We start from the raw sequence: 12,966 nt of genomic DNA, 5'->3' as shown, positions 1-12,966 counted from the left end.
AATATATTGTTATTATCCAACAGTTGTAAGTGTCCCTAGAAATAGGACCGTTATCAATTCCAATTTAGTAACTTTCGGTTGAATTTTCAAAATAGGGTCAACCTAATTTAGGGAAGTACTATGTGAGTTTTTTTTATTTAATCCAGACCATGCAAGACGACTCGCGCCGGAACGTCACCGAATAGACTTGATATTCTTGCACTATTGGGAAAGGTATTTTAATGCTTCGAGAACAAGATCATTGGTTATAAAAACCGCATAAGCACAAATTAAAAAATGGCTTGGTATTTTACTAGCCAAGCCATTTTTACTGTTTAAACCCTTTAAAAAAAGGGTCTAGAATATACTATCGATAAATCAAAAATATTTATATATAAGCCCTCCTTTTTAATGGACTTTTTTCATTCTGAAGTAGATGCTCTGCAATTTGAACCATTCCACTAATGTTAGCACCGCTCCAAATTGCCCTGCCCAAAATATAACTAATAGTATATTCCTCCCAGGTTTTACAATATTTTTTTAAACCTAAATAGCCATTTTCTAAATATTGCTGCATTTCTACTTCTGATATATACCCCATTTCAAAACAACAACGCGCTAAAAAGGCAGCTCTACCATAATTCCAGCCTGAATCCTTTATTGTTTTCAGATCTGAAAACTCTTTAATCACACCCAATTCTATTAATTCTGGTACAACATTTTTTAATTTCCGATAGATCCCTATATAATATTTAAAAGCGTCTTCCTCTTCAGGCAAATTAGACTTTAAAAAATCGACATAGTCGTCTTTAACTGCCCATGCACCGTAGACTACGTTGATATACGTGTCATCATTTCTATTTTGTAAATCTAGGAGGGTCTCCACAGCTGCATTTTTATCCCCTATGTGCCAATAATCCTCCAATAGTTTCTTTAGAATAGATTTACGAAGTCCCGTTTCAAAAGAATTAATATAGGCTGATTGTTGTTCAGCATACATAGAACTAACTAAAACATAATTTAAGGGCATTCCCTGTAAACCCTTTTTAGTATTTAACCTAATACTTCTGAAGGCGTTTATAATTTTAAAAAAAACACTCATAAATAAGCTTAGACTATTTTTAAATTAGGAAACTTATCTTGTACTATTTCAACGAACTTCTCACCCACTACTTGATATTTTGCACGAGTCAGAAATTGTTTTTTTAAATTTAAAATATCCGTAGGATCTGGTACATAGCTTAGTCTATCGTGAACCTCAAGCGATAAGGTATCACCGTCAATTTGGAACGTAAGCCTATGAATTTGGGGTAAATATTCTTCTGATGTCTTTAAATACACACCTAAATGTTGTTTTAAAACACCTGCATACTGCATTTTAGCTTCTTCAATTCGAAAATGATCAAATACGATATGTTCTTCCAACGCTCCAAGCGCATTGGTAATAAAAAAATGTAAATCGTTTCCACTTAATACCCAAAAACAGTCGGTTTCAAGGTTTTTTAGCTTTAGCCCCACCGTAGAGAGCGCAACGTTTTTCAAGCCTTCCGTTGCCATTTCCTGAATTTTATTGGCAAGTGATTGAGGAATCGAGCCCGTTGTAAATGCCTCGATAGGTTTATCCTTCATCCATGTTTTTAATTGTGAGAAATCGTCAGCTAACAATTCTTTTTTATAAACATCGTATCGGGTTCTTTCTGCGTCTAAATCAATTTCTGTCTTAACCGCTTTGTGTTTTTTATTCATGTAAATCATAAAACAAACACCTGCAATTAACAGCGCAACTGGAATTAAAAATAATGGATTCATAAGGACTAATCGCTTATATATTGGTTGGTTTAATAGAGTCATCCTTCTTTTTTGAAGGAATACTTCCCCAAATTATTAAGACCACTATTAGTCCTAACACCAATTTCCCTCCGGTTTTTTTCCAAAAAGTTAAGGGATCTGCTGCCGTTTCGATGTCAAAACCGTGCTTTTCTTTCAATATAGTAGCGGTTGGAGCATCTATTTCAAAATAAGTATTATTTGAAATATCACTTAACACAAACCTCCCATTGCTATTCCAAACAGACATCCCCAAAACTCCATATTCCGTATTGAGATAAGATAGGTTGACTTTTTGTCCCATGAGTTTCTGAATTTCAGAATCTGTAGGTAATTCTTGAACGGTTTCTATGGTTTCACAAGGGAAACAAACTGGAATTTTAGCCTTTGCAGTTACCATTGATGTAGCAAATAAAGCAGCAGCTGTGATTAAAAAGAGTCTTTTTTTCATTTAATTTTTTGTTTAATTATTAACACTATAATAGCCAGCGAAAGTAATCTTTTTTAGATAACTTTTACTAATAATCACAACTAATTAATAGATAATCACTATATACTCCAAATTAACAACCATTAAACAATATATTGATCATACAGACGCACAAATCCTTTATCATAATTTTATAAAATCGCTTTGCTTTATGCTTTTCAATTGGACTTCACCATTTTTATCGCACCATTAAAATTGTAAAACTCCAAGATTGAATGGTGTCGGTAATTGTTAAGCACCTTATTTATACCGAGAGCTCAAGTGTTTGTCAACGATCTTATTGTATTTCTCAACATCATAAACAATGATTGGCTTGCGTTGCCCATCAAACAAAACCAGGGCTGTTCTCCTTTTAAATTTTGTAACATCTATCAAGTAGGTTCTGTCTTTGGTATGAAATTTTAATTGTCGGGCATTGGTCGTTCCAACAAATCGCAGATCTGTTGCGGGACCATACTTGTTGTAAATCGAATTAGCGGCCTGGATATGGTCTTCAATTTCACTTTTAAAGGCATCTACTTTTTTATTCTGCACAAAAAAAATTCCTTGTGAGGGCGCTGTAAGTGTTATTCCAAATGCTGTCTTTACTTGAGGATCCACCGATTTAATATATCTCGAAGAGCAAGAACATAAAAATAGAATACCTAAAAGACAGTTCGTTAGGATCAGTGTGTTTTTTCGTGAATATTTCATTTGTTTATAATCATATACAAGTTACCAAGATGGTTTGAAAATAATTGATATTGGATTTTTGGATTACTATAAAAAAAGTAGGGTGAATAAGTTCCATCTATATTTGCCGCGTAACCTTCCGGAACTTTCCCCCAATTTTTTGAATGCTTGGCTTCCCAGTCCCTACCCAATGTCTTCACTTCCTTGATTTTCAAAGTATCCTTATCGACTATAACTTGGCTATACAAAAAGCCTTCCCAGTTTTCTAAGCCCGAATCACTTCGTTTCAAGCTTATTTTTTGAAAGTATTGGTAGTGGATGTTCTTATTGTAATAGGGAACTAATTTATAATCTTCTCTAGAGTAATATCTAAATAAATCATTATAGACCTTACCCCGACTTTGAATCGTTCTTTGAATCGCTCTATCACTATAAAATGCCATCCATTTATTGTTTTCCATAAAGATCGTTTTTAGAAACAGCCTGGAAGGCGACTCCGTTATCCAACATTCTTTTGAAAAAAACATGGTTGAGCTTTGTTCGATTTTTGCTAAAAAATCAGCTTGCTTACTTTCATTAAAGCTAAAATCTACGTTGTACAATTCAAATTTTATTTTTGTAGTATCCCCGTCTAAAGGCCAAGTTCTGTAATAGTTTTTATCTCTATGTATCAAATAACCCTCAAACAGAATCTCGTCAGAAATAGCTGTTTTATATGCAGCGACGAGATTTCCCAAGCTATCAAATTTAGAATATTCTTTGTATTTTATAGATTCACCACCCACTCGTTCATAGATATCCTGAACCACTATTAAATGATTTTTGTTCGTTAAATAGTGTTCCAAATCTGTAGTACCATCAATTACGAGTTTCATCTCTTTGTTTTTAAACGGCAATACCCCTTGGTCGAGATCTTGATATTCTAAGTATTTTTCAGGTATCTTATGGCTGTTAATCGCATTTAACAGCATTATATCTATATCGGAATTCGCTAGGCCTATAACTGCTCCAAAAAGAGCCAAAACACCAAAGAGTACTTTGAGTTTTTGTCTTGATTTGAAAAATATAAAAATAAAATAGAAAACGACACTTGCAATAAATAGACCAATAGCAACGAAAAAATGAAAAAGTTCCGCATACATACCCTTTATTAAAGCGGGTGCAATTAAAACATAGACTGCAGTTAGACAAAAAGCAATTAAAATTGATTTAAGAAGATGCTTAGAGAATTGATTTTTTTCACTCATTTTAATCTTTATTTTCGTGATTTATAAAAAACATATCGGTATTACAGCATCTATATGGGTATAATCGGCCTTGTTTCCCTAAGCCATCGCCTGATCAACCATTGACCCCATCCACTATATAGTGCTCCATAACCCGGGTGATTTTTTTAGTTTACTATTTTAACTTTTGTTTTTTTAAACCCTCCTAGTGCATCCAGTTCCCAAGGATCTTCTCCAATTAAATAATACCGACCATTCTCGTTAATTATTCTATTTTCAAAGTCCTTATTCTCTGAAGCAAATGCTTTTGTCTGTCCGATTTGATTCCAATTTCCTCCCATAAAAGACCATACGGTAACATCATTCCAATAACCTTGATTGGTCTGAGAAAAAAGGATTATTTCATTAGCCTGATCCCCATTTAAATCGTCCGTTTTAACCACAAAAACCCCTAAACTTTGATAGATACTTATTTTCGGAATACCGTTTGAAAATTCAATATCTATCGCATAATTATCCGGTCCAAAAACTACTTCTCCGGTTTCTAAGTTGCGTTTCAAAGTTATAAATGCCGTGTCTTTTTCTTGATCATTATTGACATCTCCTACCAAAAATCGGGTCTGCTCTACCCCAAATTTTAGCTGAGTTGCCCTGTGCATACTCGTTTTTTTGGTACCACAACCCCAAACCAATACAAGTAAAAACAACAGTTGTAATTTCATATTTCTTTTAGTTTGGTTAACCATGAATACTTTAATGCCCTCTACAATAGCAAATTTTATTATTGAGACTCTTTTAAAAAACAGTTATCGCATTTACTGCTCTAATCCAACTGAATTATCAAATCACCTTATAAAACCTTTTGATTTTCGATGGTTATGCCTCGTTTTTACTTTGGTATTCTAAAAAATTTACCGCAACTAAACGTATTTCTTGATGTATTGCTGTGTTAACGCTAATAGATTTTAGTACTTGGATTAATTCTAGAGAATTTTCAGTTTTCACACCATTTATTATCCGATTAAGCAACCAAACCGTATGCACTGTAGGTTGTTTTAAAACGGATTGCAACAACAAATCTTCATAGAATCGACTGTTTTCTTGATAAAATTTCTCGATGAAATGCGTCAAGGGCCCAGGACTTCCGAACTCTACTAAAGGGTGCTTTTCCATCAACTCCAATATAGGTTGAACGGACTCCACCCCTATTTGATTTTGTTCCATTACATCCACAATATCATATTGAATAAGGGCAAACTCAGCCTCATCATCACTCCAATGATGACTATCCAAAAAATCGACAATTGGTTGCAAGTATTTCTCCATGGCTATAGTTATCTGTATTGTAAATGACTAATTTTACATTAAGCTCAAGCAACATTCGCACTTTCGGAATTTGCATACAAAATGCTATGGTTTAGTTTAAAATTTCAAAGACGTTTTCCCATTCTTCGTCCTCATTAATTTCGCAATCAAAATTAATCAACCGGTCTGTATCATCCTCAATTTCATTTAACCTCTTTATAGCTTCTTCAACATCGTCCACATAAAATTCTAAATTAATTCCTACATCGGTCGTAATTCTGGCTACCAGGTGACAAACACAGACTGCTCTCAAATTAGCTGTGAAATACTTTTCAATATCCACAATGTCGAGATGGTCTTTTTGAGCATTAAAAGCATCGGTGAAGTCAACCGTTATATAACAGTTAAACTTACATTCCTTTTTAAATGTATAATTTTTGTATGCTTTATCTACCCAATGAGTCTCAGGTCTGCCATTTTCCGTGTCCATCATAAAAACGGTAATGCTATTCACTGGATAAATTTGTTCGTTATCTAATCTTGTTTCCTTCCAAGTCATATCTATATAATGTAGTTGTAATTTATGTTTACCATCTTACTTAAAATAACCTTATTAAAAATCAAAATAACATCTAATAAGAAGTAAAACATTGTGATTCCAATTTTTAAAATGCTATAATACTTAATTTAATCCCACCTAAAAACATACTTCAAAGTGCAAGTAGATTTAATTCGATATATTTTAATTGTTTTTCTTAAAAAACGCTTGTAACGACTCATTCAATTTCTGCGGTTCCTCACTTGGGAGATTATGAGATGCATTTTTTATGTAAACTAACTCTTTATCTTTTTTAGGAACACTTTTTAACGCCTTATAAATCATTTTTCCAGATTCGACGCCAATTGCATAGTCGAATTCTCCTTGTATCACTAAGGTTGGAGTCTTAATAATCGAAATTTCGTGTAAGATATTGAGATTGTTGTAAGATCCTTGTCCGTGAAAAACTTCGTTGATATACTCAAATCTCTCCATTACTTTTTCTAAAAGTTCCGGTGTGTATTTATTTCTTGTATAGAAATCGGGATCTTTCAAAAGCGCATCTATTTTTGCTTTCTTTTCCGGTTGAGCCCAATAAACATCAAACCCTAAATCTTTTGGGAACTCATATCTTATTGTATTCATATCAACAAAGAACGTTTTGTCAAAACCACTTTTCTCTATAGTATCCAATTTTTTAAGAATTTCATTGTATCTCTCTATTTTAGAGGGATCAGCGGTTTTTTTAAGAAGTTTATTCGCTAATTGTTTTTCGTGTTTGATCAAGGCAAGAGTATTATGTTGAATATTTGCGGTCCCCGAATTACAAATAAATGAATTGATTTTTTCTTGATGTTTTATCAAGTACAAAAAACCATACATTCCACCCCAAGATGAACCTAAAAGATTAATCTTTTTATTCGGATACTTTTCTTTGATATAATTAACTACTTCGTCTAAATCTTTGACAAATTGATCGGTAGTAAACATCGTTTTATCACGAAATTCATCCGATTTACCACTACCTCTTTGGTCAAAATAAACCATCAAATAATCGTTTTCAAATACCTCTCTATAAAATTCATGGTCAACATTGAAAGCTCCTGGCCCCCCATGAAGTGTGATGATAATTGGTTTTTCAGGATTCCCAACAACCCTGGAGTAAAGATTAGTTCTTTCAATGGGTATAAAAAACTCCGTATCGATTTGATTCTTTTGGGTTTGATCTGAATTTTGTGCAATACAACTATGGGAAATTAAAAAAGAATAGAACAGTGATACTATAAGAAATCGATTCATTAAATTAGGTTTTGTTATTTTATGTGCCAACTAAAAGTATTTACTAAACTGCATTCAAGCATCGGTGCCAATATACATATCAGTACTTACCAAACTCACTTCATTTTCAAAATTCACATAACTAGAAAGATAAATTTGCATTTAATCTTCCATCGTTATTTACCAACTCATCTAGTAGACAAATCATTATTTATAATTTTATTCCAAGTTTAAGTTCCTGGTTTTATTCACATCGAAATTTAAAAATGGTAAAAAAACAAAATATTGTAATAGTAAACATTTCGCAAAAGGTACGTTTATCATCAGTATCCCTTGTTAAAAGCGCTTATTTTACTCATTTAAATTTTCTATTAAATCGACACGAAAATACACAAAAAATAGGATTTTATTAAATCCAAAGCATGAAAATTTTTGTTTTTTTTAATATTAATTAAAGAAAGTTTCTGCAAATAAAAACACTAAGTTTTTACCCATCTTTAGTTTTTTAACGCATCAGTATGTTTTTCTAAGTCCACACTTGCGAATTATAATTATATTCGCAACTTACAAGAACTCACAAAGTGTTTCTGAAAGTATTGCTGCTCAAAAATGCTGCTTCAACCCAAATTTATCAACTTTATCAGACAATATAAAAACAGTGGTGAATTGGCGGATCAAACTCCTCAATAGGCGGGATACAATTCCAAGAAATACAAAATATAATTTATAACATGAAAACCCTTTTAATCCCTTTCCTTTCCGTTGTTTTTAGTTGGTGTTGTTTTGCGCAGAATAACACGCAAATAAATGGAACAGATTCCATTGCCCTGACCTACCATTTTATTTCAAATGTTCAAAGCGATACCGGAGATAATACTTATACTAGGGAGGTCGAAATACACCGAACCAAACTTCGTGAAAAAATATGGAAATATGATTTTTTCTGTATAAATATTGAAATTAAAGGGCCAAATAATATCAGCTATATCAAGAAAGTCGCCTATATTTTTGATGAAATATCCATATTGGTAGATGTGAATGGAAAAATAATTGATGTTAGCAAACCGACTGATATGGATCAGCGATGGGAAAAGACGAAGGAAAAAATACTTTTGGAATATAAAGGAGAAATAATTACTAATTATCTAAATAAAATCGATCGAACCATAGAAGATAAAGAACAATTAAAAGCTTTTTTGCAAAGTGATACTATGTATGGACTGTTGCTTAAAGCATATTCATCAATAGATCATCCTGCAAAATCATCCAAACTAATCATCAAGGAAAAAGGTGGAAAAAAAGTAATTACTCCCACAAGTATGTTTAAAAAAGAAACAGAAGAATATACTTTTAAAGGTGATGTATTGGATTATGCGGTTAAAACAGTTCCGAATATCAAGTACGAAATAAAATTTGTCGAGGAGATAAAACTATAAATGCTTGCTGTGATTGTATTATCTTCAGTTTAAAATTCTTCGATTAACACCCCTTTATTTACTCCTATTTAACTCTTCATTTGAGCTTCTAACCGCCTCTACAACCGAAATTTCAATAAACATAATTTTTTGAGTTTTAAACAGATGACAGATAATCTTTGGGAACGGCTGAGGGCCATTTTGCTTAGCCATCAAAAAGATGTTGATTGAATGTCCAAGTTTTTCTCAATTTTAGGATTATAAACGGAATAAAAAACAAATGCTTGATACAATAGTAACATCGATGACTAACAATTGTAAAATAAAAGGATAAAAACACTAAAAAGCACGGTTGTATTTTTATAAAAAAAAGCAACATAAACCGTTTTGAAAGTAGGTTTTCATACTAATAATAGCCAAAAATGTTAAATACATTATTTGATGATTAAACTATATATTATTTTAGTTTTTAATGCGTTATATAAAACATAATTAACGTCAACCAAAAGATGTTGTGGTATATTTTAATTAACTTTATAAAAAAAATCAGATGAAAAGATTGGCCTTAGCATGCGGATTGTTATTTCTTTTTAGTTGTAACAATATCGCGCAAAACAAAAACACAGACAAGAACACAACCATGACAGAAAAAAATCAAGAAAATACGATCTATCAGTTTAAAGTTAAAGACATTGAGGGCAATGAATTTGATTTTGCGTCCTTAAAGGGAAAAAAGGTCATGATAGTCAATACCGCTTCGGAATGTGGATTAACACCTCAATACGAACAACTACAAAGTATCTATCAAGAATTTAAAGACAAAAACTTTATCATAGTAGGATTTCCAGCCAATAATTTTGGTTCACAAGAGCCGGGATCCAACAAGGAGATTTCTGCTTTCTGTACTAAAAACTACGGTGTGACCTTTCCAATGATGGAGAAAATTTCGGTTAAAGGAGATGATATGGCTGCCATATATCAATTTTTGACGAAAAAAGAATTAAACGGACTACAAGACAGTCAAGTAGAATGGAATTTCCAAAAATACTTGATCGATGAAAACGGAAAACTAGTTCAAGTAGTTGGACCGAGAATCCTTCCAAATGATCCAGATGTAAAAAAATGGATTAAGGGTTAAAACTGCTAATATATCTTTTTGGATTTATAGATTTCTATTGCATTGTTTGTATCTTTGAGTTTTACTTTCAGCTATGATATACCCCGAAATAGAACTTGCACAAAGCATTATCGAAATCTGTAAATCTAAAAAAATTCAACATATTATCATTTCTCCAGGATCTCGCAATGCCCCTTTAACGATCGGTTTTGCCAGTGATCCTTTTTTTAGATGTTATAGTATCGCAGACGAGCGCTGTGCTGCATTTTTTGCCATGGGAATTGCACAACAAATTCAATTTCCAACAGCTGTAGTGTGTACATCGGGTTCAGCCCTACTCAATTATTATCCTGCAGTCGCAGAAGCTTTTTATAGTCAGATCCCATTGGTGGTCATTTCCGCTGATCGACCTTCTAATAAAATTGACATCGGTGATGGACAAACCATCCGACAACGAGATGTTTACGACAATCACATACTTTACAACGCGAACTTGCATGAAAAGGCCTCAGAACAAAACGATCGTTTTATTCAAGAAGCTATAAATCAGGCAATTTACAAAAAGGGTCCGGTACATATAAATGCTCCCTTTGAGGAACCGTTGTATAACACCGTTGATCAGTTAACTTATGTTCCAAAATTGGTGGACAATATCCAACCAGAAGTCTCCGATATTCCTATAGAATTATACGCTGAGCAATGGAAAAAATATGCCAAAAAACTGATTCTTATCGGTGTAAATACACCGGAAGCCCTATCACAAAGCACCATCGATCTCTTCGCTAACGATCCGACTGTGCTCGTTATGACTGAAACGACTTCTAACGTACATCATACTCATTTCGTATACAATATCGATACGATTATCACTGCTTTTGAACAGGAAGATTTTCTACAGCTACAACCGGATCTACTGGTTACTTTTGGTGGTATGATCATCTCTAAGAGAATCAAAAACTTTTTGCGAAAATACAGTCCCGAAGCCCATTGGCATATCGATACCTTGCGCTTCTATGATACTTATGATTGTTTGACAGATCGCATTACAAGCACGGCTGAAAACTTTTTTAGTCAACTTCAGCAACACCTAAACAACTACCATCCAAGCAGCCCATATCAAGGTTGGATTGATCAAATTCAGCAACAACGACAACACAGTCAGCACGAATTTCTAAAAGGTATTCCATTTTCAGATATGAAAGCTTTTGAAATAGTATTTCCACAATTGCCTCAAAACAGTCAATTGCAAATCAGCAACAGTGCCGCTATCCGCTATGCTCAGTTGTTTCCTATCGATAGCAGTATAGAAGTTTTTTGCAATCGAGGAACTAGCGGTATTGACGGGAGTACTTCTACCGCTATTGGCGCAGCCATTGGTAGTGAGAAACCCAATATACTCATTACCGGTGACATCGGCTTTCTCTATGACAGCAACGCGCTGTGGAACAACTATATTCCCAAAAACTTTAAAATTATCCTGATCAATAACCGTGGCGGAGGAATATTTAGAATCCTTCCGGGACATGTCGAAAATGATATTTTTCACACCTATTTTGAAACCCATCATCACTTGGATATTTCAAATCTCGCTAAGTTATATGACTTGAATTACTATCGCGCTACAGCTGAAGGGGAATTAAACGAGGTATTGACCGAGTTTTGGACCAATAACAACAAAGCTTCGCTATTAGAAATCCAAACTCCCACACTGATAAACGACGCAGTTTTGAAAGATTATTTTAATAACTTAGTTAAATAATCTTTTATAATTATATGCTAACTTATAAAATTTTATTATATTTGAGTATAACCAATAAAAAAATAAAATGAGTAAAAGAGCTGAATTAATTGAAAAGTACGCGGCAGATTTAAAAGACAAATGCGGCGTTACGCCAAATATGGAATTATTGGAAAAAGTCACTATTGGATGTGGACCATCTATTTACAATAAAGATTCCTCTACGGTAGCTGGAACTTCTAAAGAAGAGCTATTAACAGTAAGACAGAATTTTTTAATCAAAAAATTAGGTCTTGAAGATTCTCCAAAATTAGATGAAGCCATTGCTAAAGTAATGCATCAATACGGCGATTCTAACAGAAATAAATACAGAGCTGTTGTCTATTATCTTTTGACGGTTCATTTCAAAAAAGAAAGCGTTTACAAAAAATAATTTTAAAGTATCACCTTTAAAAGTCAAAAGCCTTAGAAATTTATCTAAGGCTTTTTTTGTTGCTAACAATTAATCACTTTTTTATAGCACCGCTTCAACACTTCACTTTGACATGCACAGAATGTACTGATCACGGATAACTAGTCACCGATCACTAAAAAAAAGAGCCATCTTAAAAAGACAGCTCCATTTTTATTATATTGTTTGTCGAGGATCTATTCCAAACTAAAATTGATTGATACATTTGAATTAACTTCAATTTCGCCTATTGCTAAAGTTTGATCTAAAGCCATATCCTCAGAAACCGCTGATTTAGCAGCATACATCATTGGTCTTGGTGAGTAAGAAGTTGATTCGTCCGATACAAATATCGCTTTCCCAACTTTTTGGCCTAAAGCATTTGCGTAATCCGTTGCTTTTTTCTTAGCATCAGCTACTGCTTTCGTTCTAGCTTCTGTTTGATAATCAGCTGCTTTAGAAGACTTAAACTCTACACCTTGAATTTGATTAGCACCTGCTTGAATCAATCCCAACATTAACTCTTCGTATTTAGATAAATCTTTTAATTGAATCGTAATGGTTTGGTTTGCTTGAAAGTAATCTAACTTCGTTTCATAATCTCTGTTTTTATAAAGATTAACGCGTTGCGTTTGATAATCATTTTCTGAGATTTTCATTTTTTTAATATACTTGATGATGTTAGCAATAGCCACATCATTTTCTTTTTTTACAATTACTGCATCACTACCGCGATTTTCAGTACCAATTGTAATATTAGCTTGATCGGGTTTTATAGATACTTTTCCAGAACCGCTAACTGCGATCTGTGGAGTTTGTATACCTGAAGGATTTTGTGCATTCATAGTAATAGCCATTAATAGGGTTGCAAATAATACAGATAGTTTTTTCATAGGTGGGGGTTGTTTTTAAATTAAGTCTCTAGATGTT

Annotated in this window: 14 protein-coding genes; 4 read left to right on the top strand and 10 right to left on the bottom strand. The window is 33.2% G+C overall.

Annotated elements, in window-relative coordinates; genetic code table 11:
* Positions 1 to 367: 367 nt before the first annotated feature.
* From L1275_RS00280 to L1275_RS00240, 9 genes are all read right to left on the bottom strand, one after another.
* Complete coding sequence (locus L1275_RS00280; protein WP_253468527.1) at positions 368 to 1,081, bottom strand: DUF1266 domain-containing protein; 714 nt, start codon at positions 1,079 to 1,081, stop codon at positions 368 to 370.
* Between the two features lie 8 nt (positions 1,082 to 1,089).
* Positions 1,090 to 1,788, bottom strand: coding sequence for a hypothetical protein (locus tag L1275_RS00275; RefSeq protein ID WP_253468526.1), 699 nt, complete (start codon positions 1,786 to 1,788; stop codon positions 1,090 to 1,092).
* 13 nt (positions 1,789 to 1,801) lie between these two features.
* Positions 1,802 to 2,257: a hypothetical protein gene (locus tag L1275_RS00270; protein ID WP_253468524.1), complete on the bottom strand. Its 456-nt coding sequence runs from the start codon at positions 2,255 to 2,257 to the stop codon at positions 1,802 to 1,804.
* Positions 2,258 to 2,536: 279 nt separating this feature from the next.
* On the bottom strand, positions 2,537 to 2,989 hold the full coding sequence (locus L1275_RS00265) for a hypothetical protein (RefSeq protein WP_253468522.1): 453 nt from the start codon (positions 2,987 to 2,989) through the stop codon (positions 2,537 to 2,539).
* Positions 2,986 to 4,215 carry a hypothetical protein gene (locus L1275_RS00260; RefSeq protein WP_253468520.1) on the bottom strand — a complete coding sequence of 410 codons (1,230 nt, stop codon included), beginning with the start codon at positions 4,213 to 4,215 and terminating at the stop codon, positions 2,986 to 2,988. The genes L1275_RS00265 and L1275_RS00260 overlap by 4 nt, the downstream gene beginning before the upstream one ends.
* 146 nt (positions 4,216 to 4,361) lie before the next feature.
* A complete protein-coding gene (locus L1275_RS00255) occupies positions 4,362 to 4,916 on the bottom strand; it encodes a hypothetical protein (protein WP_253468518.1) in 555 nt (184 codons plus the stop codon).
* Between the two features lie 154 nt (positions 4,917 to 5,070).
* Positions 5,071 to 5,520, bottom strand: a complete 450-nt coding sequence (locus L1275_RS00250) for a hypothetical protein (RefSeq protein WP_253468516.1) — start codon at positions 5,518 to 5,520, stop codon at positions 5,071 to 5,073.
* Between the two features lie 91 nt (positions 5,521 to 5,611).
* A complete protein-coding gene (locus L1275_RS00245) occupies positions 5,612 to 6,058 on the bottom strand; it encodes a DUF695 domain-containing protein (RefSeq protein ID WP_253468514.1) in 447 nt (148 codons plus the stop codon).
* A gap of 183 nt (positions 6,059 to 6,241) precedes the next feature.
* Positions 6,242 to 7,336 carry an alpha/beta fold hydrolase gene (locus L1275_RS00240; RefSeq protein ID WP_253468504.1) on the bottom strand — a complete coding sequence of 365 codons (1,095 nt, stop codon included), beginning with the start codon at positions 7,334 to 7,336 and terminating at the stop codon, positions 6,242 to 6,244.
* A gap of 710 nt (positions 7,337 to 8,046) precedes the next feature.
* Between L1275_RS00240 and L1275_RS00235 the strand changes: the two genes are divergently transcribed.
* From L1275_RS00235 to L1275_RS00220, 4 genes are all read left to right on the top strand, one after another.
* A complete protein-coding gene (locus tag L1275_RS00235) occupies positions 8,047 to 8,751 on the top strand; it encodes a hypothetical protein (RefSeq protein WP_253468502.1) in 705 nt (234 codons plus the stop codon).
* Between the two features lie 529 nt (positions 8,752 to 9,280).
* Entirely contained in the window at positions 9,281 to 9,868 is a 588-nt protein-coding gene (locus tag L1275_RS00230) for a glutathione peroxidase (RefSeq protein WP_253468500.1), read from the top strand.
* A gap of 73 nt (positions 9,869 to 9,941) precedes the next feature.
* Entirely contained in the window at positions 9,942 to 11,606 is a 1,665-nt protein-coding gene (gene menD / locus L1275_RS00225) for a 2-succinyl-5-enolpyruvyl-6-hydroxy-3-cyclohexene-1-carboxylic-acid synthase (RefSeq protein ID WP_253468498.1), read from the top strand.
* A 67-nt stretch (positions 11,607 to 11,673) separates the two neighbouring features.
* Positions 11,674 to 12,018, top strand: a complete 345-nt coding sequence (locus L1275_RS00220) for a DUF2853 family protein (RefSeq protein WP_219288859.1) — start codon at positions 11,674 to 11,676, stop codon at positions 12,016 to 12,018.
* Positions 12,019 to 12,233: 215 nt separating this feature from the next.
* Here L1275_RS00220 and L1275_RS00215 read toward each other — a convergent pair whose 3' ends face one another.
* The gene (locus L1275_RS00215; RefSeq protein ID WP_253468495.1) at positions 12,234 to 12,929 is read right to left on the bottom strand and encodes an SIMPL domain-containing protein; all 696 of its coding nucleotides are present in this window, start codon (positions 12,927 to 12,929) and stop codon (positions 12,234 to 12,236) included.
* Between the last annotated feature and the right edge of the window lie 37 nt (positions 12,930 to 12,966).

This window comes from Flavobacterium sp. HSC-61S13 (assembly GCF_024171535.1).
Lineage (GTDB): Bacteria > Bacteroidota > Bacteroidia > Flavobacteriales > Flavobacteriaceae > Flavobacterium.
The sequence above is the reverse complement of the archived record's forward strand: the minus strand, read 5'-3'. Positions and strand labels throughout refer to the sequence as shown.

Coding starts and splice junctions, on each gene's coding strand:
- L1275_RS00280 (WP_253468527.1), bottom strand. CDS start 1,081: ATGAGTGTTTTTTTTAAAATTATAAACGCCTTCAGAAGTATTAGGTTA.
- L1275_RS00275 (WP_253468526.1), bottom strand. CDS start 1,788: ATGAATCCATTATTTTTAATTCCAGTTGCGCTGTTAATTGCAGGTGTT.
- L1275_RS00270 (WP_253468524.1), bottom strand. CDS start 2,257: ATGAAAAAAAGACTCTTTTTAATCACAGCTGCTGCTTTATTTGCTACA.
- L1275_RS00265 (WP_253468522.1), bottom strand. CDS start 2,989: ATGAAATATTCACGAAAAAACACACTGATCCTAACGAACTGTCTTTTA.
- L1275_RS00260 (WP_253468520.1), bottom strand. CDS start 4,215: ATGAGTGAAAAAAATCAATTCTCTAAGCATCTTCTTAAATCAATTTTA.
- L1275_RS00255 (WP_253468518.1), bottom strand. CDS start 4,916: ATGAAATTACAACTGTTGTTTTTACTTGTATTGGTTTGGGGTTGTGGT.
- L1275_RS00250 (WP_253468516.1), bottom strand. CDS start 5,520: ATGGAGAAATACTTGCAACCAATTGTCGATTTTTTGGATAGTCATCAT.
- L1275_RS00245 (WP_253468514.1), bottom strand. CDS start 6,058: ATGACTTGGAAGGAAACAAGATTAGATAACGAACAAATTTATCCAGTG.
- L1275_RS00240 (WP_253468504.1), bottom strand. CDS start 7,336: ATGAATCGATTTCTTATAGTATCACTGTTCTATTCTTTTTTAATTTCC.
- L1275_RS00235 (WP_253468502.1), top strand. CDS start 8,047: ATGAAAACCCTTTTAATCCCTTTCCTTTCCGTTGTTTTTAGTTGGTGT.
- L1275_RS00230 (WP_253468500.1), top strand. CDS start 9,281: ATGAAAAGATTGGCCTTAGCATGCGGATTGTTATTTCTTTTTAGTTGT.
- menD (WP_253468498.1), top strand. CDS start 9,942: ATGATATACCCCGAAATAGAACTTGCACAAAGCATTATCGAAATCTGT.
- L1275_RS00220 (WP_219288859.1), top strand. CDS start 11,674: ATGAGTAAAAGAGCTGAATTAATTGAAAAGTACGCGGCAGATTTAAAA.
- L1275_RS00215 (WP_253468495.1), bottom strand. CDS start 12,929: ATGAAAAAACTATCTGTATTATTTGCAACCCTATTAATGGCTATTACT.